The sequence below is a fragment of the Mucilaginibacter glaciei genome, from assembly GCF_014773245.1.
GTDB lineage: Bacteria > Bacteroidota > Bacteroidia > Sphingobacteriales > Sphingobacteriaceae > Mucilaginibacter > Mucilaginibacter glaciei.
In genome coordinates this window covers 244,938-270,204 of record NZ_JACWMX010000005.1, presented here as the reverse complement: position 1 = coordinate 270,204, position 25,267 = coordinate 244,938, and the positions used below count along the sequence as shown (strand labels likewise).

Here is a 25,267-nt window from a genome sequence, read left to right as displayed (position 1 = left end):
TGATTATCCAGCATTTTATCATCAAATAGGAGGTAAAGCTGCAGAAAGCCATCCATCAGGTAAAAAGCATTCACCAATAATACCATCGCCAGTAGGTACGCAGGTTGCTTCCGTGCAAGCACCAGGCTGCCATGGAGCAATATGATGAGATAGGTAACGATGATGAGGGTATTATCTATGAATGCTTTGTGCGTGATTAACAAAAAATAAACAGGCATTGCCACAATGCAGATGGTATAGGTAAAGCCAAGGCAAAAAAGCATAAAAACCATTACCTCTGCCAGGTTAAACCTTTTATGAAAAACAAGCCATAGCAGCAAGGCCTCAACCGGAAGCAATATTAAAGCGCGGTATTTAACCATGTGATACATGGCTCGCCCAAATTCGTTATGCATATTGGTCACCCTGTCTTCATAGTCGAAAACATGGGGGTACAGGTAGGCAAGGATCCCCGCTGTTACCAAAAAGAAAAGCACCGGACTAAAATATTTTTTGCGCTGCCCGCCAAAGTAGCCTTCGTAAACGCTTACCGGGTGGGTAAACATATCTTTGATGAGCCGCAGGATGCCTTTATCTGTATGTGTAAATACGTGCCAAACCTCATGAAACAGCTCGTGAAGCGTTAAGCGGTGTACACCCGCTTTTTGCCCGCACTCGTGGCAGTGTTTACCTGCAAGCGTAGTACCACAATTAGCGCAATTGGTGCGTATAGGCGAGGTTTGGTGATGCATAAAATTTTAACGGGAAATTACGCTTTATTCTCCTTAAAATAATTATCATATAAAATTATACCGATGCTAATAATGCCGGCGACCATTAAGCCGAAAGCGGCGCCCTGCAAATACTCGCGTGCCTTGGTATGATAAAGCACCGGTACAGCCATAGATGCCGAAAATAATATTACGGAAATAACGATCATGTAAATAGTCCGCTTTACTTGTTTTCTCATGGCTGCAAAATAAGAGAATTAGCGAAGAATTAAGCAGGTATTTTACATTCCGTTTGCAGTGTTCCGTTCCGCTAAAAACGGAACACTGCGGAACACCTTTTCAAAAAACGGAACAGGCAGCGGAACGGTTAGCGGAACACCATTCCCAAGTATTTTAACATGGTATGCCATTTGACTCTCTTTATTATATCGGACAGACTTTCAATTACTGAGCTCTTATGGCCCTAAATATTAATTTATCACCTCTAAAAATCTCTAATTTGCACTATTTAATTTTACGTGCCTTTGAGCATATCAGAAGTGCAACCCGCCGGGTAAAGCGTCCGCGCTTGCGTCTTTCGCAAGCGTGGAAGCTCATTGGTGGAATTTCGTAAAGCGTGGACACTTTCCGATGCGAGGACCCGCATAATCAACCCTTATTTCCCCATCGCTTTATCCCTGATCGCTTTAAATTCTGATCCTGCTTTCCAGCCCGGGAAGGTGGTTTCGTTACTTAGTTTTACACCCAATTTATACATCAGCTCGGTAGTTTGCGCCATGCCTTTGGTGTTCATGGTATCGCTGTAACTGTCTGATGGCTGGTGGTAATGCTTCTCGTTATATTCCTTCAGTTTGGCCTGGCCCCAGGCGGTATCATGGCCTACAGCGTTAGCGCCGTTGTGCAGGTCTAAAGCGGGTACGCCCACTTTGGCAAAGTTAAAATGATCTGACCGGTAGTAACTGCCCGAGCTTGGTTTGGTATCGCCCACAACCGTCCAGCCTAATGGTTTGGTTAAAGCTTCCACGTAATCATCCAGGTCGTTCTGGCCCTTGCCGGTGATCGAGAAATCGCTGGTTTCGCCAAAGTCTGATAAGGCATCGAGGTTTAAGTCAGCAACGGTTTTGTTTAACGGGTAAACCGGGTGCGTGCCGTAATACTCAGATCCTAACAGGCCCTGCTCTTCGGCGGTAACACTCAGGAAAACGATTGAGCGTTTCGGTTTTTCCTTTTGCTGCGTAAACAGTTTAGCAATACTCAATACGGATGCAACACCGCTGGCATTATCCACCGCGCCGTTGTAAATGCTATCTCCCGCAACCGGTTTATTGATCCCGAAATGGTCCCAATGCGCGCTGTATAACACATACTCGTCGGGCGTGGTGCTGCCTTTCAAGGTCGCTATTACGTTGTGCGACATGGCGTACTTCAGCTTGGTAGTTAATGCTAACGATACCGTGCTGTTCAGCGGCACCGCCTTAAAATCTTTTTTACGGGCATAGGCGCGGATATCACCGGTTACACCTGCATCGCCTAATAATTTTTTAGCCACCTCCTCGCTTATCCAGCCTTCTACCTGGCAGCGGTTCATGTGTTTATCGGCCTGTTGTAAATATAGTTTAGAGCCCGAGAAGCTATTTTGAATTACCTGCCATCCGTAGCTGGCGGGTTCTGTCTGGTGTACGATCAATACACCCGCGGCACCCTGGCGGGCGGCCTCTTCATACTTGTAAGTCCAGCGGCCATAGTAGGTCATGGTATCGCCTTTGAAAAACTTCTCCGGCGACTGAAAGCCCGGGTCGTTCACCAGCACCACAACAGTTTTGCCTTTAACATCTAATCCGGCGTAATCGTTCCATTTATATTCGGGGGCCACAATCCCGTAACCCGCAAATACCAGCGGAGAGTTTTTAAGATTAATAGCAGGTACCTCGCGGCGGGTAGATGCCACAAAGTCCATTCCTGGTTTTAAGTCCATGGTTGCTTTGCCTGCTATCGTCATATCTGCCGGGTTCGATTTGATCTCTACCATCGGCACATCCTGAAAGTAACTGCCTTTGTTACCCGGCTCCAATCCCATTTTTTTGAACTGGGCTGCTATGTAGGCTATAGTTTTTTCTTCGCCAACAGTAAAAGGTTTACGGCCCAGTAATGAGTCGTTAGCCAAAACGGCGATGTGCTGTTTAATATCGGCGGCTAAAACGGTATCGGTAGTAGCTGCGGCAGTTTCTTTTTTAGGGTTTGACGAGCAGCTTGCCAATAAGGCAAAGCCGGTTAAGGCGATGAGGCTGATATATTTCATGAAAGCAAAAGTTAGTTTACCAAATGTATAAAAATCAAAGACAACTCACCCCAATCCCAACGATAGTCGGGACTGGTCGATCCTTCTGCTGCGCAAAGAGGGTAGGAAAGGAAATTTAAGATAAGAAAGGAAAAAGACCCCCTCTTTGAGGAGCAGGGGGGGGATCGAATAGAATATCCGCCATTTTTAATTTCATTGCCGTCCCATTCATGGGACGGATAAACCGCCTAATAAGTCAGGCTTTAGCCGCACTGTCAGTTTGGCTAAAGCCCCATTAGCTTTTAGCGTATCCGTTGACTAAAGTCAACGGCAATGAAACTAAAGAAAACACCCCCTCTTTGCGCAGCAGAGAAGGGGAAGGGGGTGAGTCAGCTTCGGCGCCTGCAATTCATTCTCAACACCAACAATTCCCTGCACATAAATACAACAAAAGCTTAACCTCATAAATAAGCCATTCACTCCCTTTTTAATATTAAATTCCGTATTTTTGCAACCTTTAAAATTCAGGCGAACATATTGATGTACAAGGAATATAAACAGTTAAATCTATCTGAAACAGGCAAAGATGTGCTGGCTTTCTGGAAGCAGAACGGCATATTTGAAAAAAGCATAACCAGCAGGCCCGCAAGTAAACCCTACACGTTTTACGAAGGCCCGCCAAGCGCTAATGGTATGCCCGGTATCCATCACGTTATGGGCCGTAGCATCAAGGATATTTTTTGCCGTTACAAAACATTAAAAGGTTTTCAGGTTAAACGTAAAGGCGGTTGGGATACCCATGGCCTGCCTATCGAACTGGCTGTAGAAAAATCATTAGGCATCACTAAAGACGATATTGGTAAAAAGATCTCGGTAAAAGAATACAACGACGCCTGCCGTAAGGAGGTAATGCGCTATACCGATGTTTGGAACGACCTGACCGAAAAGATGGGTTACTGGGTAGATCTGGAAAACCCTTATGTTACCTACGAGAATGAATACATTGAAAGCCTTTGGTGGATACTAAGCGAATTGTATAAAAAAGGCTGGTTGTACAAGGGTTATACCGTACAGCCCTATTCGCCCAAATCGGGTACCGGCTTAAGTTCGCATGAGCTGAACCAGCCGGGTACTTACAAAATGGTGAAGGATACCACCATCACCGCTCAATTTAAAGTTAAACGCGACAAGGATTCAGAATTCCTTTTTGAAAATATCGATTCGCCGCTATACATATTAGCCTGGACAACCACCCCGTGGACCTTACCCGCTAACTGTGCATTAGCCGTTGGCGAGAAGATCAGCTATGTAAAGATCAGCACTTTTAATCCCTACACTTACGAGCCGGTAACGGTCGTATTAGCGCAAGACCTGTTGGGCAAATTTTTTAAGGCCGAAGGCGAGAACGCTTCTTTTGAAGATTACAAAGGCGGCGATAAAATTATCCCCTGGGTCAATAAAGGCGTTTATACCGGTGCGCAGTTTGTTGGTATACACTACGAGCAGCTAATGCCCTACGTAACCAATGCCGACCTCGAAGCCAATGCCTTCCGGGTAATCCCTGCCGACTTTGTAACTACCGAAGATGGTACCGGCATTGTACACACCGCATCTGTTTTTGGTGCGGATGACTTTAGGGCATGTAAGGAAAACAACGTACCATCAGTAATGGTGCATGACGAAGCAGGCAAGGAAGTTCCGTTGGTGAATAAACAAGGCCGCTTTGTTGACGAAGTGACCGACTTTGCAGGCCGTTACGTTAAAGAGGAATATTACAGCAATGAAGAGCGCGCCGAAGAAGGTTTTAAACCAACCGACGTACTGATCTCCATCAAATTAAAAACCGAGAATAAAGCGTTCGACGTTAAAAAATACGAACACAGCTACCCGCACTCGTGGCGTAGTGATGAGCCTATCCTGTACTATCCGCTGGATAGCTGGTTCATCCGTACTACAGCCGTAAAGGATAAATTAGTTGCACTAAACAAAACCATCAACTGGAAGCCGGAAAGCACCGGTACCGGCCGCTTTGGTAACTGGTTGGAAAACCTGGTAGACTGGAACCTGTCGCGTTCGCGCTACTGGGGCACCCCGCTGCCTATCTGGCGGGAGGAAGATGGTACAGAAGAAAAATGCATCGGTTCGATAGCTGAATTGAATGCCGAGATTGAAAAATCAATCGCAGCAGGATTTATGCCCGCCGGCTTTAAGCTGGAAGATATGCACCGCCCGTATGTGGATGATGTGATTTTAACATCTGCCGCAGGCAAAAAAATGTTCCGCGAGCCCGACCTGATTGACGTTTGGTTTGACAGCGGTGCTATGCCTTATGCGCAATGGCACTTCCCTTTTGAGAACAAAGAAGAATTCCAAAACGCCTACCCTGCCGATTTCATTGCCGAAGGTGTTGACCAAACCCGCGGCTGGTTCTTTACCCTGCATGCTATAGCGGTAATGCTGAGTGAAGCCAGCGACGAGGTGAAGGCTGTTAACCAGCTTGTAGGCAATGAAGGTGTAGCGTTCCGCAATGTGGTATCTAACGGCCTGGTGCTGGACAAGAACGGTAACAAGATGTCTAAACGTTTAGGCAACGGTATCGATCCGTTCGAAACCATCAATAAGTTTGGTGCCGATGCAGCCCGCTGGTACATGATCAGTAACGCGGCGCCGTGGGATAACCTTAAATTTAATATCGAGGGATTGGACGAAGTACGCCGTAAATTCTTCGGTACGCTGTATAACACCTACTCGTTCTTTGTGCTATACGCCAATATCGACCAGTTTAAATACGAAGAAGCCGAGATAGCCCTGGATAAACGCCCCGAGCTTGACCGCTGGATCATCTCCTTATTAAATACCCTGAGCAAAGAGGTTGACGGTTATTACGCCGATTTTGAGCCAACCAAAGCTGCCCGTGCTATCCAGGAATTTGTGGACGCGCATTTCAGCAACTGGTACATCAGATTAAGCCGCCGCCGTTTCTGGCGTTCAGATAACTCGGACGATAAGTTATCGGCTTATCAAACGCTTTATACCTGTTTGGTCACCATCAGCAAATTAATGTCGCCTATAGCGCCGTTCTTTGCCGAGCGTTTATATACCGATCTGAACAGCGTTACCAATAAAGAGGAATTTGAATCTGTACACCTGGCCTACTACCCGGAGTATCATAACGATTTAGTTGATACTGCCTTAGAAGAGCGCATGCAAATGGCGCAGGATATTTCGTCATTGGTATTATCGTTACGTAAAAAGATAGAGATCCCTGTTCGCCGCCCTTTAAGCAAAATTTTATTGCCGATACTGGACCAGAACTTTAAGGTACAGATAGAGAAGGTGAAAGAACTGATCTTGTCTGAAACTAACATTAAAAGCATCGAATACATTACCGATACTGCCGGCTTTATTAAAAAGAAGATCAAACCAAACTTTAAGGCCCTGGGTGCTAAGGTAGGCAAGGATATGAAAGTGGTTGCAGAAGAAATTGGTAAACTTACCCAGGACGATATAGCAAGGTTAGAGAATGAGGGTAGTTTACAACTACTCACTACTCACCACTCACTACTCACCACCGATGTAGAAATCATTGCCGAAGACGTACCCGGCTGGCAAGTTGCAAATTTAGGCAAACTAACCGTTGCTTTAGATGTTACGCTAACCAATGAATTAATACAGGAGGGAATATCCCGGGAATTGATCAACCGGATACAAAACTTGCGTAAGGCCAAAGAATTTGAAGTTACCGACCGGATAACCGTCCGCATCAGCAACAGCGAATATATTGCCGAAGCAGTAAAGAATAATTTATCATACATTTGCGCCGAAATTTTAGCTGATAGCTTTGAGCTTGACAGTCAGTTAATTGAGGGGGATAAAGTAGAGATAGACGGATATGAAATTTTAATAGCTATTAGTAAAAGTTAAATGAGCACAGAAACACAAAAAACGAGATATTCAGACTCGGAATTAGTTGAATTTAAAGATTTGTTATTAGAAAAATTGCGCAGCTCAAAAGAAGAGCTGAACGCTTTAGCTACTTCACTAAGCTCGCCTAACGCGAACGGAACTGACGATACAGCCGGTACTTACAAAACACTGGAGGATGGATCTGCAACGTTAGAGAAAGAACAGATAAACCAACTGGCCGCCCGCCAAAAGAAGTTTATAGAGCAATTAGAAGCTGCCCTGGTACGCATCGAAAACAAAACTTACGGTATTTGCCGCGAAACCGGCAAACTGATCCCTAAGGAACGTTTACGTGCCGTACCGCACACCACCTTAACCATGGAAGCTAAACTGAAGCAATAAATGAAGGCAGCTTATACTAAACCTTTTTTAACTGCTGCAATTATTATTCTGCTTGACCAGGTAATTAAGATCTGGGTGAAAACACACATGCAACTGGGCGAAGAAATTCACCTGCTGGGCAACCGGGGCATGTTACATTATACCGAGAACAACGGTATGGCCTTCGGTATGGAATTAGGCGGCGATTTTGGAAAGTTGGTGTTGACACTCTTCCGTATCGTTGCTGTATGTGGTATTGGCTACGGATTGGTACATTTGATCAAACACAGGTATCACCGGGGTTTAATTATGATGGTGGCGCTGATCCTTGCAGGTGCAGTGGGTAATATTATCGACTCTGCTTTTTACGGTATTATTTATCACTATGCTGCCTTATTTCATGGCCGTGTGGTAGATATGTTTTACTTCCCGCTGTTATCGGGCGTATTCCCTAAATGGTTGCCGGTGTGGGGTGGTGAAGAATACATCTTCTTCCGCCCGGTATTTAACCTGGCCGATTCGGCTATATCGGTAGGTGTGATCATGATCCTGCTGAACCAAAAGCGTTACTTTAAGCAAGAAACGATAGAAGAATCCAGCCCTAACAGCGAAATGGTAGAGGAATAAAACTTCCGCCTGCTCTAAGTAAAGGATTTCAAAACACAAAAGCCGCCGCTAAACAGCAGGCGGCTTTTGTGTTTTATCAGTACAGCTTCTTAGATAACAATGAATATAATAGAGGTGTACAAAGACCTGCGTTTTCCTAAGTGCTAAATAGCACCCCTCCGATGATTCCCTAAATAAAAATCCCGGTCACTTTCGTAACCGGGATGTGTTGTATGTTTCAGATCTCGTTAAATACGATTCCGGATTTGAGATTATCTCCCCTTATAATTCTTTGCCTTTTTAACCGGGAAGTACTGTTTACCGCCCGAGTTTATCTCTGGTGCGCCAACCATAGTCATTGCACAACGGAAACCAACTTCGGCACTAGCATCATCCTGGTTCATAAAACGGCGGGTCGCCGGGTTTAACCAGTAAGCCATATCGTTCCACGAGCCGCCTTTGTAAACCTTAGAGTGATCGCTAACTAACGTGGTTGTGCCATATAATACAGTGTTCACGGTATCGCCATAACCCCTATTATCTGCAGTGTAGGCTTTGCCCGCAACAGTACTTGGCGGTGTTGCGCCGTTTGCCGGTGCGTTGTTGAGGCCTTGTTGCTGCGCAATCATATCTGCATACTTTAACTTTTTATTTGTCTTGGATGCATCTTTAATAGGGCGCCCGTACTTGTCTTTAGCATACAAACCCTTTACCGGGTCGGCTAAACGTTTATTAGAAAATTCGTTGCCACGGAAGGGGTTAAAATCATCAACATCTTCAAATGAAGTTTGGCGATAAGTATCGGCAACCCATTCGTTCACATTTCCTGCCATGTTGTACAAACCAAAATCATTCGGCGGGAATGAACGCACGGGTGCAGTAATATCAGCCTTATCATTCAAGCCACCGCCAACACCTGCGTTATCGCCCTGGCCACGTTTAAAGTTGGCCAAAATTAAACCGCGTGTGTTTTTAGCTGGCGAGCGTACGCCCAGGCCGTTCCAAGGGTAAATTTTACCGTCGTTAATGTTTTCAAATTGGGTGTTGCCGGCCAATGCCAAAGCAGCGTATTCCCACTCGGCCTCTGATGGTAAGCGGTAGCCCGATTTCAGGATCCCGTCTTCTAAACGTACTGGTCTGCGCGCACCACCTTTTGTGGCAGCAGCAGTAGCACCTGCCCTTGCAGGGCTCAGGTCTTTCGGCCTTTTCTTGCCGTCGATACCCGGGCCGGTCAATTGCCCGTTCAGGTAAATATCTGTGTTAAACGGCTGCGTGTTTTGAACAGCAGGCGCGCCTTTTTTTGATGCATCTTTCCAGGTTACTAACTGGCCGCCTTCACGTAAAATATTCTCGTTGGTACGGTCGGTACGCCAGGTACAGTAGTCCTGTATCTGGTCCCAGGTAACACCTACAACCGGGTAATCCTGAAATGCAGGGTGGCGCAGGTAGTTGTCTACGTAAGGTTCGTTGTATGATAATGGTTTACGCCATACTAAAGTATCAGGGATAGCATTGTAGTAGTACTCCCTATCATCCGGAAAGGTAATGGCTATCCAGTGCAGGTAATCCAGCCAGTCCTGGTTAGATACCTCGGTTTCGTCCATATAAAATGAAGGTACAGTTACCCTGCGGCGCACGTTGTTGTATTCAAAACTTACGTCCTGGTCGGCACTGCCACCCAAAACAAAGGTACCGCCCTCGATAGGGATAAGGCCCGGCCCCGGGCTTGGGTGTGTTTGCCGATAACGCACGTAACCACCGTTTTTGGCGTCGTTATATTTCAACCCCGTTTTTTGCGACGTTGGTGGTTTACTGCAGCTGCTTAACAAAGCGCCTAAACCCAGCAACACTAAAGCAGTATTAGTAAAAAGTACTTTCATATTTTGCAAAATATATTGGAGGTAAATCTAAATAAAATCAGTTAATAAATGATAACCTATTCGCGAACCTAAAATAACAGATAATCGGCATAAGTTATGTTAAACGTATTATTTATTTAATGAGTTACACTAATTTGATCTATTATCGGTTTTATGCCGGAACCAATTATGTTTTTTTAACGTAAGCATATTTTTATTATTTTAAATAATAAGACTAAATTGCACCCAATGAAGTTTTTTACTACAAAAAATCTTACGTTTTGTATTCTGTTTAGCTTACCTGTATTTGCATTGGCGCAAACCAATACAAACGGCAGTGGTGCAAATGCAATATCAACGGCCGTACCATTTTTAAATATCACACCCGATTCACGTGCGGGTGCCATGGGCGATGCAGGTGTAGCTACATCTCCGGATGTTAACGCCAATTATTGGAACCCCGCAAAGCTGGCCTTTTTGGAAACCAATAACGATATCTCCCTGTCATACAGCCCCTGGCTACGGCACCTGGTGCCCGATGTTAGTCTGGCTTATTTAAGCTATTCCCATAAACTAGACAATCGGAATACTTTCGGTGCGTCGTTAAGGTATTTTAACTTAGGGTCGATACAACTGATCGACCAGAACCAGGTTGACCAGGGTACTTATAAACCAAGTGAGTTTTCATTAGATGCCTCATTTGCACGCAAGTTCGGGCCTAACCTATCACTGGGTTTAACCATGCGCTATATCTACTCCAACTTCTCTAACGGGGCGTTCGTTTCGGGCGGGGGGCAGCAAAACAAGGCGGGCAACGCCATATCGGCAGGCGTATCCTTGTTTTATAATAAACCTTATGGCGATAATAAAACCTTTGCATTCGGTACAAACATCTCTAACATCGGTTCAAAGATTAGTTACAGCGATGGGGGTACCAAATACTTTTTGCCAACCAACTTAAAGATCGGTGTAGCCAATACCTGGGCGTTGGATAGCACCAACAAGTTTACCGTTGCTTTCGATATCAATAAATTGCTGGTGCCTACCCCGCCAATACGGGATAATAACGGCAACATCGTATCGGGCCATGATGATAATGTTTCTGTACCGGCGGGCCTGTTTCAATCATTTGGTGATGCACCGGGCGGCTTTAGCGAAGAGTTGAAAGAATATTCGTTTTCGCCGGGGGTAGAATATCTTTATGCTAACCGTTTTGCCATTCGTGCCGGTTATTTTTACGAAAACCCTAACAAGGGCAATAGGCACTATGCCACCTTTGGTGTTGGCTTAAAGTACCAGGAATTTAATTTCGATTTTTCTTACCTGGCGGCAAGTCAACAAAACAGCCCATTAGCAAATACTATCCGTTTCACCTTGTCGGCCAGTTTTGGCCGTGGCAGTGGCGCAAAAGCGGCACCGGCTGCTGTGGCACCAAGCGGCCCTGCAACTATTCCACCACCAGCTTCTACTCCTCCTTCGCAACGATAATGGCTAAAATAAAAGTAGGTTTTGGTTTTGATGTGCACCAACTCAAGCACGATCATCCTTTTATATTAGGCGGTGTAAACTTAGAACACACCAGCGGTGCCTACGGGCATTCTGATGCCGATGTACTGCTCCACGCTATTTGCGATGCCCTTTTAGGTGCAGCCAACCTGCGCGATATAGGTTTTCACTTTTCTAATACAGACGACCGCTGGAAAGGCATCAGCAGCCTTGTTTTATTACAGCATGTTATCAAGCTATTAGCCGAAAAGAACTGGCAGATAGGCAATATAGATGCGATGGTGTGCCTGGAAGCACCCAAGATAAACCCGCATATACCCACCATGCAAGCCAACATTGCCGAAGCCGCAGGCATCGATATAGATGACATATCTATCAAAGCCACCACCAACGAAAAGCTGGGCTTTATAGGCCGCGAAGAAGGCGTTGTCGCTTACGCGGTTTGTTTGATAGAGCGGGTGGGGTAATTAAATTTTGGGTGACTCCTCCGCTACCACAAGCGTCCCCGCTTGTGGCAATTTGCAAAGCTCAATAAATAACATACCCTGCCCCTCTCAAGAGGGGATTAGCTCGATTTTTGGGCGACACTGCGCGGTGAGATTTCTTCTTTTACCCGCAACACCCGCTGTTGAGCATGGTGCCTAATCATCCTATGAGATTGCCACGTCGCTATCGCTCCTCGCAATGACATGGTTTTTTAATGAGTTGTAATCTTATAAAATAAAAAAGCCGGCCCCTTGGGGCCGGCTTGTAAATATTAATGGTTAATCAGCAGATTATAAATTCAGCTTTTTGAAATATAACCGGTTATGATCGATGGTATTGCTTAATGGTAATATCTTTTGGGCAAAACCGCTGGCACCGTTATCTACCACGCCAAAATCATCATCATTAGAGATCACCAGGATGTTACCTTTGATCAGCGCAATACCTTCGGCCTTATCATGCGGGTAGATGGTCGGCAGGTCTTTTAACAGATCCAGTACTAATGTTTTGGTTACCGGGATGATACCGGCTGTTGTTAAACCTGCAGCATCTTTCAATTCCTCAACTGTTTTCCCGCCAAATAATTTTCCGTTGGCACTGTTGGCCGCGTCAGAAATATCGGTCGCGTTGCTGATATCGATCTTAAACACTTTTTTGAAAGCAGATGGGTTAGTTGGCGCACCGCCGTATAAACCGTCGCGCTCAATGGTCAGGAAGGTGGTTGCACTAAGCGCGGTGATCTCGCTGCAGCCGGTAAGCGTTGCAAGGTCCATCAGGTAAGCATACTGTTTGGTTGTACCTGTAGCGATATCAAAGGTAAGGATGCGTAGCACCACCGAGCCCGAGATAGCAGCCGATGATGGGTTGTACATAGGTGATTGCATTAAACCTACCAATGTTTTACCATCGGGTGTGATGGCCAAACCCTCCATCCCGCGGTTAGGCCTGCGTTTGGCAAATACCAGCGGCAATTTACGGCCGCCTGTACCGCTACCAAATGGGTTAATACGCTCAATAGTTTTACCTGTAGCATCAAAGTGAACAATGTGCGGCCCGTACTCGTCGCTCACCCAAAATGTGCCATCAGACGCTAAAACCAAACCTTCCGAATCTATCCCGTCGGCACTGGTATCCAGCACCTTATTATTAAGGTCATAAGGCACCTCGCCTGTTGCACCTTGCCCCGCAGGGTTAGGTAGGCCGTTAAGCTTAACCCCGGCGGCGTTCTTAAACTCAATAGTTTGTTCTAAAAACAGTTTGCCATCCTTTAAACGGAACTTACCTATCGACGGGGTAAAATCAGCCTTTCCTAAAATTATGGAGTTAGGTATCGTACCGGCCACGTTCGGCCCGCGGTCGGTCATCAGGTAAAAAACATTCGGATCGTTAGGGTCTGCCGCTACCGACGAACCAAAGCCGCCGTTAAAAACCTTTACACCTAAGCTGGTGGTAAATAGCAGGGCGGGGTCGCTGGCCTCTGCCATATCCGGGTAAACAACCGGGGTTACCGTATCGGTTGTATTTTTTTTACAAGCCGTAAAGCTGATGGCAGCAAGCGCCAAAATACCAAGTAAAGGTCTTTTCATTTAAATAAATTTGATGTTATGTTAATAGGCAAAGGACGCATTGCCATATAAACGGAATGTTAACTTTAAAACAATTTGAGTGACCGGCTATTTTCGCTTAAATTTTACACGAACGAGCATATCCACGCCGGGGCTAACGCTATGATTGCCGGGCGTTTTTGCGTATATTTGCGAACTTTTTTAGTAATAGTGCAGCCGGATAAAACCAAGCCGCACTTAACTTGTTTTTTACAGCATATATGATTGAAAAACCGTTAGACCTGGGCGAGCAAAGTGAAGTAGAAGTGTATGGTGCCCGGGTACATAATTTAAAAAATATCGATGTATCGTTCCCCCGCAATAAGCTGGTTGTGATAACCGGGTTAAGCGGCAGCGGCAAATCGTCACTGGCATTTGATACCATTTATGCCGAGGGGCAGCGCCGTTATATGGAAACATTTTCGGCCTACTCGCGCCAGTTTATGGGCGGCATGGAGCGCCCGGATGTTGACAAGGTATCGGGATTGAGCCCTGTTATTGCCATCGAGCAAAAAACCACCAGCAAAAACCCGCGGAGTACGGTAGGCACTATTACCGAGATCTATGATTTTATGCGCTTACTTTTTGCCCGCGCAGGTGATGCCTACAGCTACACTACCGGCGAGAAGATGGAGCGCATGAGCGAGGACCAGATCCTGAAAACAATTTTTGAAAAGTTTGACGGGCAACCCGTAAATATATTAGCACCCGTGGTAAAAGCCCGTAAAGGCCACTACCGCGAATTGTTTGAGCAGATCCGCAAGCAGGGCTACCTGAAGGTTTACATTGACGGCGCTGTTGCCGATGTGGAACCTAAAATGCAGGTAGACCGCTACAAGATCCATGATATTGATATCGTGGTTGACCGCCTGGTGGTGAGCGAAGCTGATAGCAAAAGGCTTTACACCTCGCTGCAATCGGCCCTCAAGATCTCGAAAGGCATCATCCGCATTGCGGATAAAGACAATAACGTAGCTTATTTCAGTAAGTTTTTGATGGACCCGGTATCGGGCATCTCTTATGATGAGCCACAGCCCAATACCTTTTCGTTCAACTCGCCTTACGGTGCCTGTGAAAAGTGTAATGGCCTGGGTTATATCTTCGAGGTGGACGAAGCTTCCGTGATCCCGAACCCTAAACTCAGCATCATGAACGGTGGCCTGGCCCCCATCGGCGAGTACCGTGAGACCTGGATCTTCCAGGTGTTGAAAGCGCTGGCTAAGAAATACGATTTTAGCCTGAGCACACCGGTAGAAAAGTTAACGCGTGATCAACTGGATCTCATCCTGAACGGCGCGCCGGATATGATCAGCGTGGCGGTGGAGTATAACAAGTGGAACGTACAAAGTTACCAGATCTCGTTCGACGGGATCATCCGAATGCTGGAAGAGCAGCAGGAACGCCGTAACGACGAAGGTATGGACGATATGGAAAACTATCGCGTATTGCGTACCTGCCCGGTTTGTGATGGTGCCCGTTTAAAGAAGGAGTCGCTGCACTTTAAGGTAGATGCCAAAAACATCTTCGAACTGGCAACGATGGATATCACTACGTTAAGTACCTGGTTCACCGATCTGGAAAGCCGTTTGAACGAACGCCAGAACGTGATAGCTAAAGAGATCTTGAAAGAGATCCGCGCGCGGATAGGTTTCCTGCTGGATGTAGGGTTGAGTTATTTAACCTTGGACCGTACAGCAAAAACCCTCTCGGGCGGCGAGGCGCAGCGCATCCGTTTGGCCACGCAGATAGGTTCGCAACTAATGAATGTGATGTACATTTTAGATGAGCCAAGTATTGGTCTGCACCAGCGTGATAACGAACGTTTAATAAACGCACTCAAAAACCTGCGTGATCTGGGCAACACTGTTTTAGTAGTCGAGCACGATAAGGACATGATATTAGAAGCCGACCATGTAATTGACATGGGCCCGGCAGCAGGTGTACACGGCGGGCAGATAGTTGCACAAGGCACACCGGCCGAACTGATGCTGCACCATACACTCACCACATCATATATTAACGGCGAGCGCGAGATAGCTATCCCGGCCAAACGCCGCGAGGGTAACGGTAAGACATTAACTTTAAAAAAGGCTACAGGCCATAATTTAAAAAAGGTTTCGGTTGATTTCCCGTTAGGTAAACTGATTGGGGTTACCGGTGTATCGGGCAGTGGTAAATCGAGTTTAATTACCGAGACCCTATACCCTATCCTTAACCACCATTTCTTCCGCGCCAAAAAGCACCCGCTTCCTTATGATAAAATTGAAGGGCTGGAGCATATCGATAAGGTAATTGAAATAGACCAGACACCTATTGGCCGTACACCGCGAAGCAACCCGGCTACTTATACAGGTGTTTTCTCGGATATCCGCAACTTGTTTGTAGCATTGCCGGAGTCGCGCATCCGTGGCTATAAACCCGGTCGTTTCTCGTTCAACGTAAAGGGGGGCCGCTGCGAAACCTGCCAGGGAGCGGGCCAAAAAGTAATAGAAATGAATTTTTTGCCGGATGTGCAGGTGCCCTGCGAAGAATGTGGAGGCAGACGCTATAACCGCGAAACATTGGAAGTACGCTACCGCGGTAAATCCATCAGCGATGTGCTGGATATGAGTATTGAGGATGCCACGCCGTTTTTTGAGCATATCCCGGCTATTTACCGCAAGGTTAAAACGTTGTTTGACGTTGGGTTAGGATACATCACGCTGGGGCAATCATCTACCACCCTATCCGGTGGCGAGGCACAGCGGGTAAAACTGGCCACCGAGCTGTCTAAGAAAGACACAGGAAATACCTTTTATATATTAGACGAGCCTACTACCGGCCTGCATTTCGAAGATATCAACGTGTTGCTCGGTGTAATAAATCAATTGGTTGATAAAGGCAATTCCGTACTGGTTATCGAGCATAACCTGGATGTAATAAAAGTAGTTGACCATGTGATAGACCTTGGTCCGGAGGGCGGATCGGGCGGTGGCAAAATCCTTTACAGCGGCACACCAGAAGGCTTGTGCAAAGTAAAAGAAAGCTTCACCGGCCAGTTCTTGAAAAAGGAAATGGGGATAAAATAATTACGTACAGAAAGCTGTACATGTTATTAAAATCCGTATCTTCATAACTATGATAACTACTTACACAGATTTTCGCCAGCAACTAAAATCATATCTGGATAAGGTGCGCAATAGCCATACGCCGCTTTTTGTAACAAGCGCAACCGGAGACGATGTTGTAGTACTTTCCAAAGCTGATTATGAAAGCATGGAAGAAACTTTTTATTTACTGAAAAGCCCTAAAAATGCTGCGCGTTTATTACAGGGAATAGAGGATTATGAAAAAGGGTTAGGTAAAGAAAGAAGCCTGATAGACGAATGAGAATAGTTTTTCTTGAGCAGGCCTGGGATGATTATTTGTACTGGCAGTCTACAGATAAGTCCACATTAAAAAAGATCAATGCTTTAGTAAAAGAGATTGAGAGGGAGCCGTTTGAAGGTAATGGTAAACCAGAACCTCTAAAGCATAACCTTTCTGGTTGGTGGTCACGCCGGATAAATTTGGAGCACCGGATAGTTTACAAGATAGATAACGGCGCAATTGTAATTTTGCAATGCCGTTACCATTATTAATTCCCAAAAACAAATCCTTAATATCCTATCTTTAGGGTGTATGCTCCCTTTACTTGTTGCCTCCCAAATCCGCGAAGCGGATGCTTATACGATTGCCCATGAGCCTATCAGTTCTGTCGATTTGATGGAGCGGGCAAGTAAAGCTTTTGTGGGTTGGTTCGTCAATCATTTCCAAGATAAAAAACAAACCATTACAATTTATTGCGGCACTGGCAATAATGGTGGCGACGGTTTGGCTGTCGCCCGTATTTTGTGCGATCATGGATATTGCAACATCGATGTGAAGATTACCCGGTTTAGTGAAAAGGAAAGCGATGGTTTTAAGGAGAATCTAAAAAGGTTAAGGCAGACAAAGATCACTATCAGCGAGATCAAAACAAAAAGCAAACCGCCCGCAGAAAAGGCGGAGATCATTATAGATGCCTTGCTGGGCAGCGGCTTAAATAAACCCTTAGCCGGAGATTATAAAAACTTAGTTGAATACTTGAACGGCTTACAAAAAACCGTAGTCGCGGTTGATGTGCCGACTGGTTTTTATGCTGATGGCGAGATCACAAAAGATGCTGTTGCGTTAAAGGCCGACCTGGTGATCACCTTTCAACAACCCAAACTGAATTTTCTGTTACCTGAATCAGGCCCTTACATTAGGTGCTGGGAGGCTGTAAATATCGGCTTAAATGAAACCTTTATTCAGTCGCTCAACACGACATACTTTTTTGTAGAGGAAGCAGACGTGCGTAAACTAATCAGGCCACGCCACAAATTCAGCAATAAGGGCACCTACGGGCATGCGTTGATCATTGCGGGTAAAGATGAGACAATGGGTGCTGCACTACTTTCCGCGTCGGCTTGTGCGCATGCTGGGGCAGGTTTAACTACCGCTTGTATCCCGCAAAGCGGATTAGTGGCGCTTAATAGTTCGATGCCCGAGGTAATGGCTATCACCCGAACCGATGATAAACTGCCGGATATCGAATGGGCTAAATTTAGTGCCATTGGCATTGGCCCTGGCTTGGGTAACGAACCATCAACCTTGAAACTGGTTAAAGCACTCTTTAAAAATTACAAGAGGCCCGTAGTGATTGATGCGGATGCTTTGAATGTATTGGCAGAAAATCCGAAGCTTTTAGATAAGATCCCTGCAGAGAGTATTTTAACACCGCATATGAAAGAGTTTGACCGCTTATTTGGCGAGCATGACAACTGGTGGCAGCGATTGCAAACGGCGAAAGCAAAGGCGGCCCAATATCACATCAACATTATCCTCAAAAACGATTATACCATTACTGCCACACCAAGCGGGCAACTCTATTTTAATTCGACCAGCAACGCAGCTATGGCCACAGGCGGGATGGGTGATGTGTTAACTGGTATTATCACTTCCCTACTGGCTCAAAAGTATTCGCCGCAGGAGGCCTGTTTATTAGGTATATACATTCACGGCAAGGCGGGTGATGAACTTGCGCTACCTAATCGCCTGAATGTAGTGCTCCCTACAAAGATCATTAACCAATTGCCGCTTACCATGGCAAAATTAACGGCATAAAAAAAGACGGATGTAAGTATCAAACATCCGTCTCTTTTAATTAACTATTAACTGATCTTATAAAGAACTAAATACTTCAAACTAAGTATGTATATGACGTATCAAATACATTATAGTTACAGTAACAACATTTTTTTATTTTGGTTTTAACTCACAGGTAAAATTACTTTGATAACAAAAAGTCCGGTTCGCTAATGCAAACCGGACTTTTCTATTTTCAGATAGATAATGTGTCTTGTTATTTAGTGCCGCCCATTACAACCATTTGGTCTAATGTTGGCCCTGCGCTACCGCCTGCTGGCTCCAGGGTCACGGCAAAGGCATCGGCCATAGCAATAGATTTCATTTGTTTAACGCTTGCTGTATCGGTGTTCAAATCAAATACACCCATATCAACCGGTTTGCCACCTACCAAAGCCCATAATTGGTATTGGTGTTGTTTATCATGTGCCGGCAGTTTAACGCTGTGCATATCTAATACCACTTTCTTGGTAACCGGGCTCCATGCCAATGTCATTGCAGATTGCGGCGACTTAGCAACACCCTTAAGCTTTAATACTTTGTAAGATGTATCGCGGTAAATATCAAGCTCATCGTCCATTACATTTACCTGGTTAGCAATCTTTTGCTTGTCCAGTTGCATAGCCGTAAGCTGGGTAGATGACTCCTGTAATTTGCTATATAAATTGACTATACCGTATACACTTATCAATAACAGTGTAAGGCAGGCTGCAAATGCATATTTGTAAAAATTGCTTCGTCTTGCTGGTAACGCAATTACGTTATCAACCTCATCTTCAAAAACCTCTTCACTATTATGTTTACGTGGTTTAGTAAATGTTTTATCGTCGCCTAAATTAACTAACAGGCTGTTTAAAATTTTAGTTTTTACAAGTTCTGATGTTTCAACAGCATGTGTTTCGGCAAACGCCTCCATAGATAGTTCTATCTCACCAATCTCTGCCTTCACTTCGCTGTGATTAGCAGCCATTTCTTCCACCTGCAACCTTTCTTCCGGAGATATGTCTCCAAGAACATAAAGTTCCAGAATTCCCGATTCGATATATGCCTGTACGTTTTCCACTTTTTTAATTAAAATGCTTTCTAAGTTGCTGTATAGCCATCCTTAAACGTGTTTTAATGGTTCCAAGTGGTACGCCAAGTTCTTCGGCGGCTTCCACATGAGTGTAACCTTTAAAATACACCAGATCAAGGATGGACTTTTGCTCGGGTTTTAGGGTAGATACTAATTCTCTAATGCCCAGCAACTCAGGTTTGTAAACTGTGTTCCTTTGTTCGTCTATGAAAGTTACGTTATTTTCAAGCTCCTGGTTTTTGTTTTGGTTCTTAAAATCTTTGGAACGTATTTTATCGATCGAGAGGTTGCGCGCGATATTGACCATCCAGGTAAACAGACGGCCTTTTTCTGCACTATACCCCGAAAAGGAATGCCATATTTTTACAAAAGTTTCTTGTAAAACATCTTCGGCAATGGCCGTGTCGGTTATAATTCGGGAGATCACACCAAATAAAGAGGCCGAGTACATGTCGTATAACGCTTCAACAGCGATCTTTTCGCGGTTGCGTAACGCAAGCACAAGCTCTTCTTCCGATAGTGATATTTTTCTTTTTGGTGACAATTGGCCTGAAAGATAGAAAGGATTAATTACATTTCAAACAAATGCTTTTCGGCATGATAAGAAGAGCGTACCAATGGCCCGCTTTCTACGTACCTGAAACCTTTTTGTAGTCCCCATTCCTTATAGCTGGCAAACTGATCCGGGTGGATCCAGTCTACCACCGGGTGGTGGTTACGTGTTGGCTGCAAGTACTGGCCAAGCGTTAATATATGTACGCCTGCGTCTAATAGGTCGTCCATTGCTTCTAATACGTCTTCTTCGCGTTCGCCCAAGCCAAGCATTATGCCCGATTTGGTGCGTACACCCGCATTTGAAGTGATTCTTAAAGCCTCTAAACTTCTGTCATATTTCGCTTGTATGCGCACTTCTTTTGTTAAGCGACGCACGGTTTCCAGGTTATGCGATACTACTTCGGGGCGGGTTTCCAATACACGCTCCAGGTTTGGCCAGATGCCGCGAAAGTCGGGCAGTAAGGTTTCTAAAGTAGTTTCGGGGCTCTCCCTGCGGATAGCGTTAATAGTTTCGGCCCAGATGATAGAACCGCCATCTTTAAGGTCGTCACGATCTACCGATGTGATTACGCAATGTTTCACCTGCATTAATTTCACCGAGTTGGCTACCCGGTTCGGCTCATCTTTATCGACAGCCAGCGGGCGGCCGGTTGCAACAGCGCAGAAAGAACATGACCGGGTGCATATGTTACCCAATATCATAAAGGTAGCAGTACCGGCACCCCAGCACTCGCCCATATTTGGGCAATTGCCGCTTTCGCAAATGGTGTGCAGTTTATGCTCATCAACCAAGCCGCGAACGTGGGCGTATTCCTTCCCTACAGGTAGCCTAACCCTAAGCCAATCCGGCTTGCGTTGTGGCTGGTTACTTACTGGCACTACAGGCAATTCGATCATGTTACAAAATTAGTTAAATTCCGCCTAACCCACTAAACCGGCTATCTTATTACTACAATATTACAGTTTGTTGATGTTAAAGGCCGCGTTAAATAAATTTAACACATAGATTTGTTTAACAAAAACATATTAAAAATGGCAACTATTGAAACTAAATACCTCGGCGGCTTACGTACCGAAGCTACGCACCTGCAATCGGGCACAAAGATAATCACGGATGCCCCTGTTGATAACCACGGCAAGGGCGAAGCTTTTTCACCTACCGACCTGATGAGCGCATCGCTGGCAAGCTGTATGCTAACGATAATGGGCATAGCGGCAAACAGCCACGGCATCAATATTGATAATACCGAGTGTTCGGTAACTAAAATAATGGCAGCCGACCCGCGCAGGGTGGGCGAAATTGTGATCAACTTCCGCTTCCCGCAAAAATATTCCGAAAAAGAGCAAAAGATATTGGAGCGTGCCGCCCTTACCTGCCCGGTACACGTAAGCTTAAACGAAAACCTGAAAAAGACAGTTGATTTCGGCTGGTAGGCAATCTTATTAAGATTGCCTTAACCTGTTGATCATTTTATTAACTTGCGCTGTAAACCAAAATTTAAATAATGAAAAACTTACTGTTCGCTGCATCGTTGCTAATTCCGGGGCTGTTATTTGCACAGAAAAAAGATATGACACCAAAAACATTCGATCTTGTTGTGGGCACTTATACCAGTGGCAGCAGCAAGGGCATTTCCGTGTATCGTTTTTATGCCGAAACAGGCAAAACCGCTTATTTAAATAAGATAGATGATGTTAGCAATCCATCGTACCTGTGCATAAGTAGTAATAACAAATTTGTTTATGCCGTTAATGAGGGTACCGCAGGCGAAATAAGTGCGTTTAGCTTTGACGCCAAATCGGGCGCTTTGACTTTTATTAATAAAGTATCTACTTTAGGTGCCGACCCTTGTTACTTATCGATAGACAAAGCACAAAAAAGCCTTTTTGTAGCAAACTATAGCGGCGGCAGTATTTGCGTATTGCCTATTAATAAAGATGGCTCAATTGCCCCTGCCTTACAGACTATACATGATAATGGCCACGGTCCAAACAAAGAGCGGCAAGAGAAGGCCCATGTACATACCGCAGTGCTATCACCCGATGAAAAATACGTTTTCTACACCGATCTGGGAACAGACAAACTGAATGTAACCAGATACAAACCAGGCAAACCAAACCCGTTAACACCAGCCAACCCTGCGTTTGTGAATGTGGCACCGGGCGCAGGCCCACGCCATATTGATTTTTCTTTAGATAAAAAAACACTGTACCTGATTACCGAAATGGGTAGCAGCGTTATCGCATTTGATTATAATGATGGTAAGTTAAAGCAGAAGCAAAGTGTTAGTTTATTGCCCGATGGGTTTACCGGTACAACCGGTGCCGCTGATATGCATGTATCGCCAGACGGACGTTTCCTGTATGCATCTAACCGCGGCGATGCCAATGATATTTCGGTATTTGCAGTTGCGCCGGAAACCGGCATGCTCACGTTTGTAGAACGCCAGCCTTCGCAGGGCTTAGGCCCACGCAACTTCGCAATAGACCCAACCGGTAGTTATTTACTTGTAGCTAACCAACGAAGCGATAATGTGGTAACCTATCGCATCAATAAAGAAACGGGTAAACTAATCGATACCCATTACCGTTTTGAAATAGGCAATCCTGTATGCCTGAAATTTGCACCGGCTAAATAACGTTTGCTTAAAATGAAAAGTTGACGGTTTAAGTAACCCGCTTTATATAAAAAGTAAAAACCCCTATTCGATAACCGAAAGGGGTTTTTACTTTTAACTTTTTGCTTAACGTTTACTGGGCTTTAGTAAATGTATAGATCACATAACCAGTACCGTTACCTACTGCAACAGGCGATTGCAACGTCATGGTGGCATCGTTAACCGCTCCGATCACCAAACGGTAACCTTCCTGTACGTTTTTAGCTTTATCACCATCGTAGATCTTTTTAAATTGAAACTGGGTGCCTGCGCCTGCCTGATTATAAACCGACCAAAATATGGTTTGTGATTGCCCGTTAGCCAGGGTATAAATACCATTACCGCTATTGGTCAATTTCCATACACTGCCTATAAAAGCGCTGGCGGGTGCCTGGTCAAATACATTTTGTACAGCATTAGGTACCAAACCGTCATAACTTACATTAGTCAAATTCCAGGTGCCTACAAATTTTCCACGGGTTACGCTCATGCCCGACGTACCTGCTGATGAAGCATTTTTAGTAGTTGAACAAGACGTAAAAGCAATAGCAAGTGCTAAAATAGCGAAGGTTGTTTGGAATATTTTTTTCATGGTTGTTTGTATATTATTGTGACGTAATAACACAAATCAAGCCAAAATGTTATAATAATATTTATAGTTGCTCCTGTTTACTCTTTTCAATTATTTCCTTGTAGTAGTTTTCATACTCGGGCAATATATTAGCCAATTCGAATTGCTTGGCGCGGGTAAGGGCAGCTTCCTTGAATTGTTCCAGCCTGTCTTCATCTTCTAAAATATAGACGGCTCTTTCGGCCATACCATCTACATCATCAACATCTTTCAAGAAACCCGTAACGCCCTCCACATTCAATTCGGGCAAACCACCCGCGTTAGAGCTGATAACAGGCACTTTGCAGGCCATGGCCTCTAAAGCTGCCAACCCAAAGCTTTCTGATTGCGACGGCATCAAGAATAGGTCTGATACTGATAAAATCTCCTCTATAGCATCCTGTTTACCTAAAAAGCGTACATGCTCGGCAATGCCCAAATCACGGCTTAATTTTTCACAGCCAGAGCGTTCACCACCATCACCCACCATTAACAATTTAGAAGGGATCTGCTCCAGTACTTTTGCAAAGATCCGCACAACATTCTCGGTATTCTTTACCTTACGGAAGTTAGAGGTATGCACCAGCACCTTTTCGCCATTTGGGGCAATGGCTTTTTTAAAGTGGTCTTTGGCCTTCAGGCTAAAGCGAGTGAGGTCGATAAAGTTGGGGATCACCTTAATATCTTTCTCTATCTTAAAATATTTGTAAGTATCTCGTTTCAGATGCTCAGATACGGCTGTTACCCCGTCAGATTTATTGATGGAGAACGTCACCACCGGCTTGTAAGTGCGATCTTGTCCTACCAGTGTAATATCAGTACCGTGCAGGGTGGTTATAACAGGGATGCTGATACCGTAGGTCAATAGTATCTGCTTAGCCATAAACGCCGCTGAAGCGTGCGGAATGGCGTAATGTACGTGAAGCACATCCAGTTTCTCAAATCGCACCACATCAACCAAGCGGCTTGCCAGGGCAAGTTCATAAGGTGGATAATCAAACAGGGGGTAGTTAGAAACGGCCACCTCGTGGTAAAAAAGGTTCTCTGAAAAGAAATCTAACCGGGCAGGTTGGTTATAGGTAACAAAATGAACCTGGTGCCCCCGGTCTGCAAGGGCTTTACCTAATTCTGTGGCAACAACCCCGCTTCCGCCGAAGGTGGGATAACAAACTATTCCTATTTTCATTTGAGTGTGATACGCTTTAAGGCTGTAGGGTGTTAAACATTTAACACTGTAAACGGCCTACAAGTTTAACTGCAATTTATGGCAAATGTGTTTGCTGTATGTAAAATGATTGTTAGGTAAAATTTTAACCAAACAAGGATTATCAAAAGAAACAGGAAGGAGAAATGACCGGCCTAATTAGCGCCAGCCACGAGCCTGATCAGCGAAGCGTCGATCATGTTATTGATAGCATTTAATGCGGCACTGGCTTTTGATGCCTTTTGCAAATCATGACTGTATATGATATGATGCACCCCTAAAATTTTAAAAATACTGTCGGCTGTAATTGCCTCTTCTTTTTTGTACAGGCAAATTTTGATGCTTTTATAAGCAGAGTTAGTTTGCAGGCGGCGTAATGTTTTTTCCAGATCGGCGCCCATGTGGGTATGATCAAAAAAGATCACGTCGGGCTTAAGCGAATGAATGTTAGGGAATATTGTTGCGATTGCCGATACGTGTTTCACATTGCCGTAACCAACCAGTAACTGATCGGGGAAAACATGGGGTGCTACTAAAAGCACTTTTTTAGAACGCGTGCGTATCATGCTCAAATTGTTTAGGGGCCTAAAAGTAAAAAGTATATTTTATTTTAGCAACACCATCAACTGTTTATCGCACATTT

The 25,267-nt window shown here is 45.0% G+C and carries 22 protein-coding genes and 1 pseudogene; 11 read left to right on the top strand and 12 right to left on the bottom strand.

All coding sequences use genetic code 11. The features are described from left to right. Positions 1-458 precede the first annotated feature (458 nt). The 4 genes and pseudogenes from IDJ76_RS21245 to IDJ76_RS13645 form a co-directional block, all read right to left on the bottom strand. A pseudogene (locus IDJ76_RS21245) lies at positions 459-731 on the bottom strand (DUF3667 domain-containing protein); the annotation flags it as partial. 17 nt (positions 732-748) lie between these two features. After that, on the bottom strand, positions 749-949 hold the full coding sequence (locus IDJ76_RS13650; RefSeq protein WP_191163890.1) for a hypothetical protein: 201 nt from the start codon (positions 947-949) through the stop codon (positions 749-751). Positions 950-991: 42 nt separating this feature from the next. Next, positions 992-1,120 carry a hypothetical protein gene (locus IDJ76_RS21010; protein ID WP_262892224.1) on the bottom strand — a complete coding sequence of 43 codons (129 nt, stop codon included), beginning with the start codon at positions 1,118-1,120 and terminating at the stop codon, positions 992-994. 245 nt (positions 1,121-1,365) lie between these two features. Further along, complete coding sequence (locus tag IDJ76_RS13645) at positions 1,366-3,009, bottom strand: M28 family metallopeptidase (RefSeq protein WP_191163889.1); 1,644 nt, start codon at positions 3,007-3,009, stop codon at positions 1,366-1,368. Between the two features lie 519 nt (positions 3,010-3,528). Between IDJ76_RS13645 and ileS the strand changes: the two genes are divergently transcribed. From ileS to IDJ76_RS13630, 3 genes are read left to right on the top strand one after another with little or no spacing between them, the layout of a single operon-like run. Beyond that, the gene (gene ileS, locus IDJ76_RS13640; RefSeq protein ID WP_191163888.1) at positions 3,529-6,912 is read left to right on the top strand and encodes an isoleucine--tRNA ligase; all 3,384 of its coding nucleotides are present in this window, start codon (positions 3,529-3,531) and stop codon (positions 6,910-6,912) included. Next, positions 6,913-7,296, top strand: a complete 384-nt coding sequence (locus IDJ76_RS13635) for a TraR/DksA family transcriptional regulator (RefSeq protein WP_191163887.1) — start codon at positions 6,913-6,915, stop codon at positions 7,294-7,296. It abuts the gene before it with no gap. Next, positions 7,297-7,902, top strand: a complete 606-nt coding sequence (locus IDJ76_RS13630; RefSeq protein WP_191163886.1) for a lipoprotein signal peptidase — start codon at positions 7,297-7,299, stop codon at positions 7,900-7,902. 251 nt (positions 7,903-8,153) lie between these two features. On the opposite strand, the gene IDJ76_RS13625 is transcribed toward IDJ76_RS13630, so the two are convergent. Next, positions 8,154-9,761 carry an SUMF1/EgtB/PvdO family nonheme iron enzyme gene (locus IDJ76_RS13625; RefSeq protein WP_191163885.1) on the bottom strand — a complete coding sequence of 536 codons (1,608 nt, stop codon included), beginning with the start codon at positions 9,759-9,761 and terminating at the stop codon, positions 8,154-8,156. 228 nt (positions 9,762-9,989) lie between these two features. Between IDJ76_RS13625 and porV the strand changes: the two genes are divergently transcribed. Both porV and ispF read left to right on the top strand, forming a co-directional pair. After that, complete coding sequence (porV, locus tag IDJ76_RS13620) at positions 9,990-11,228, top strand: type IX secretion system outer membrane channel protein PorV (protein ID WP_191163884.1); 1,239 nt, start codon at positions 9,990-9,992, stop codon at positions 11,226-11,228. Continuing rightward, the gene (gene ispF, locus IDJ76_RS13615) at positions 11,228-11,713 is read left to right on the top strand and encodes a 2-C-methyl-D-erythritol 2,4-cyclodiphosphate synthase (RefSeq protein WP_191163883.1); all 486 of its coding nucleotides are present in this window, start codon (positions 11,228-11,230) and stop codon (positions 11,711-11,713) included. The genes porV and ispF overlap by 1 nt, the downstream gene beginning before the upstream one ends. Positions 11,714-12,022: 309 nt before the next feature. Here ispF and IDJ76_RS13610 read toward each other — a convergent pair whose 3' ends face one another. Continuing rightward, complete coding sequence (locus IDJ76_RS13610) at positions 12,023-13,318, bottom strand: esterase-like activity of phytase family protein (RefSeq protein ID WP_191163882.1); 1,296 nt, start codon at positions 13,316-13,318, stop codon at positions 12,023-12,025. A 239-nt stretch (positions 13,319-13,557) separates the two neighbouring features. Between IDJ76_RS13610 and uvrA the strand changes: the two genes are divergently transcribed. The 4 genes from uvrA to IDJ76_RS13590 are packed head-to-tail and all read left to right on the top strand — an operon-like array spanning position 13,558 to position 18,502. Then, a complete protein-coding gene (uvrA, locus tag IDJ76_RS13605) occupies positions 13,558-16,404 on the top strand; it encodes an excinuclease ABC subunit UvrA (protein ID WP_191163881.1) in 2,847 nt (948 codons plus the stop codon). A 49-nt stretch (positions 16,405-16,453) separates the two neighbouring features. Further along, positions 16,454-16,705: a type II toxin-antitoxin system Phd/YefM family antitoxin gene (locus IDJ76_RS13600; RefSeq protein ID WP_191163880.1), complete on the top strand. Its 252-nt coding sequence runs from the start codon at positions 16,454-16,456 to the stop codon at positions 16,703-16,705. Then, on the top strand, positions 16,702-16,956 hold the full coding sequence (locus IDJ76_RS13595; RefSeq protein ID WP_191163879.1) for a Txe/YoeB family addiction module toxin: 255 nt from the start codon (positions 16,702-16,704) through the stop codon (positions 16,954-16,956). Before IDJ76_RS13600 ends, IDJ76_RS13595 begins: the two co-directional genes overlap by 4 nt. A 40-nt stretch (positions 16,957-16,996) precedes the next feature. Continuing rightward, positions 16,997-18,502, top strand: a complete 1,506-nt coding sequence (locus IDJ76_RS13590) for an NAD(P)H-hydrate dehydratase (RefSeq protein WP_191163878.1) — start codon at positions 16,997-16,999, stop codon at positions 18,500-18,502. 238 nt (positions 18,503-18,740) lie between these two features. Here IDJ76_RS13590 and IDJ76_RS13585 read toward each other — a convergent pair whose 3' ends face one another. Genes IDJ76_RS13585 through lipA form a run of 3 tightly spaced genes read right to left on the bottom strand, consistent with a single transcriptional unit; the run spans position 18,741 to position 21,050 of the window. Next, positions 18,741-19,586: an anti-sigma factor gene (locus IDJ76_RS13585; protein WP_191163877.1), complete on the bottom strand. Its 846-nt coding sequence runs from the start codon at positions 19,584-19,586 to the stop codon at positions 18,741-18,743. Between the two features lie 4 nt (positions 19,587-19,590). Then, on the bottom strand, positions 19,591-20,142 hold the full coding sequence (locus tag IDJ76_RS13580) for an RNA polymerase sigma factor (RefSeq protein WP_191163876.1): 552 nt from the start codon (positions 20,140-20,142) through the stop codon (positions 19,591-19,593). 26 nt (positions 20,143-20,168) lie between these two features. Continuing rightward, complete coding sequence (gene lipA / locus IDJ76_RS13575; RefSeq protein WP_191163875.1) at positions 20,169-21,050, bottom strand: lipoyl synthase; 882 nt, start codon at positions 21,048-21,050, stop codon at positions 20,169-20,171. Positions 21,051-21,185: 135 nt separating this feature from the next. Between lipA and IDJ76_RS13570 the strand changes: the two genes are divergently transcribed. Then, positions 21,186-21,587: an OsmC family protein gene (locus tag IDJ76_RS13570; RefSeq protein WP_191163874.1), complete on the top strand. Its 402-nt coding sequence runs from the start codon at positions 21,186-21,188 to the stop codon at positions 21,585-21,587. 71 nt (positions 21,588-21,658) lie between these two features. After that, the gene (locus tag IDJ76_RS13565; protein ID WP_191163873.1) at positions 21,659-22,792 is read left to right on the top strand and encodes a lactonase family protein; all 1,134 of its coding nucleotides are present in this window, start codon (positions 21,659-21,661) and stop codon (positions 22,790-22,792) included. Between the two features lie 112 nt (positions 22,793-22,904). On the opposite strand, the gene IDJ76_RS13560 is transcribed toward IDJ76_RS13565, so the two are convergent. The 3 genes from IDJ76_RS13560 to IDJ76_RS13550 form a co-directional block, all read right to left on the bottom strand. After that, the gene (locus tag IDJ76_RS13560; protein WP_191163872.1) at positions 22,905-23,402 is read right to left on the bottom strand and encodes a hypothetical protein; all 498 of its coding nucleotides are present in this window, start codon (positions 23,400-23,402) and stop codon (positions 22,905-22,907) included. Between the two features lie 61 nt (positions 23,403-23,463). Next, positions 23,464-24,606: an N-acetyl-alpha-D-glucosaminyl L-malate synthase BshA gene (gene bshA / locus IDJ76_RS13555; RefSeq protein ID WP_191163871.1), complete on the bottom strand. Its 1,143-nt coding sequence runs from the start codon at positions 24,604-24,606 to the stop codon at positions 23,464-23,466. Positions 24,607-24,779: 173 nt separating this feature from the next. Beyond that, the gene (locus tag IDJ76_RS13550; RefSeq protein WP_191163870.1) at positions 24,780-25,190 is read right to left on the bottom strand and encodes a hypothetical protein; all 411 of its coding nucleotides are present in this window, start codon (positions 25,188-25,190) and stop codon (positions 24,780-24,782) included. Between the last annotated feature and the right edge of the window lie 77 nt (positions 25,191-25,267).

Coding starts and splice junctions, on each gene's coding strand:
- IDJ76_RS13610 (WP_191163882.1), bottom strand. CDS start 13,318: ATGAAAAGACCTTTACTTGGTATTTTGGCGCTTGCTGCCATCAGCTTT.
- IDJ76_RS13595 (WP_191163879.1), top strand. CDS start 16,702: ATGAGAATAGTTTTTCTTGAGCAGGCCTGGGATGATTATTTGTACTGG.
- IDJ76_RS13560 (WP_191163872.1), bottom strand. CDS start 23,402: ATGAAAAAAATATTCCAAACAACCTTCGCTATTTTAGCACTTGCTATT.
- IDJ76_RS21010 (WP_262892224.1), bottom strand. CDS start 1,120: ATGGCATACCATGTTAAAATACTTGGGAATGGTGTTCCGCTAACCGTT.
- IDJ76_RS13565 (WP_191163873.1), top strand. CDS start 21,659: ATGAAAAACTTACTGTTCGCTGCATCGTTGCTAATTCCGGGGCTGTTA.
- IDJ76_RS13635 (WP_191163887.1), top strand. CDS start 6,913: ATGAGCACAGAAACACAAAAAACGAGATATTCAGACTCGGAATTAGTT.
- IDJ76_RS13650 (WP_191163890.1), bottom strand. CDS start 949: ATGAGAAAACAAGTAAAGCGGACTATTTACATGATCGTTATTTCCGTA.
- IDJ76_RS13645 (WP_191163889.1), bottom strand. CDS start 3,009: ATGAAATATATCAGCCTCATCGCCTTAACCGGCTTTGCCTTATTGGCA.
- IDJ76_RS13630 (WP_191163886.1), top strand. CDS start 7,297: ATGAAGGCAGCTTATACTAAACCTTTTTTAACTGCTGCAATTATTATT.
- ileS (WP_191163888.1), top strand. CDS start 3,529: ATGTACAAGGAATATAAACAGTTAAATCTATCTGAAACAGGCAAAGAT.
- uvrA (WP_191163881.1), top strand. CDS start 13,558: ATGATTGAAAAACCGTTAGACCTGGGCGAGCAAAGTGAAGTAGAAGTG.
- IDJ76_RS13600 (WP_191163880.1), top strand. CDS start 16,454: ATGATAACTACTTACACAGATTTTCGCCAGCAACTAAAATCATATCTG.
- ispF (WP_191163883.1), top strand. CDS start 11,228: ATGGCTAAAATAAAAGTAGGTTTTGGTTTTGATGTGCACCAACTCAAG.
- IDJ76_RS13550 (WP_191163870.1), bottom strand. CDS start 25,190: ATGATACGCACGCGTTCTAAAAAAGTGCTTTTAGTAGCACCCCATGTT.
- IDJ76_RS13625 (WP_191163885.1), bottom strand. CDS start 9,761: ATGAAAGTACTTTTTACTAATACTGCTTTAGTGTTGCTGGGTTTAGGC.
- lipA (WP_191163875.1), bottom strand. CDS start 21,050: ATGATCGAATTGCCTGTAGTGCCAGTAAGTAACCAGCCACAACGCAAG.
- porV (WP_191163884.1), top strand. CDS start 9,990: ATGAAGTTTTTTACTACAAAAAATCTTACGTTTTGTATTCTGTTTAGC.
- bshA (WP_191163871.1), bottom strand. CDS start 24,606: ATGAAAATAGGAATAGTTTGTTATCCCACCTTCGGCGGAAGCGGGGTT.
- IDJ76_RS13590 (WP_191163878.1), top strand. CDS start 16,997: ATGCTCCCTTTACTTGTTGCCTCCCAAATCCGCGAAGCGGATGCTTAT.
- IDJ76_RS13570 (WP_191163874.1), top strand. CDS start 21,186: ATGGCAACTATTGAAACTAAATACCTCGGCGGCTTACGTACCGAAGCT.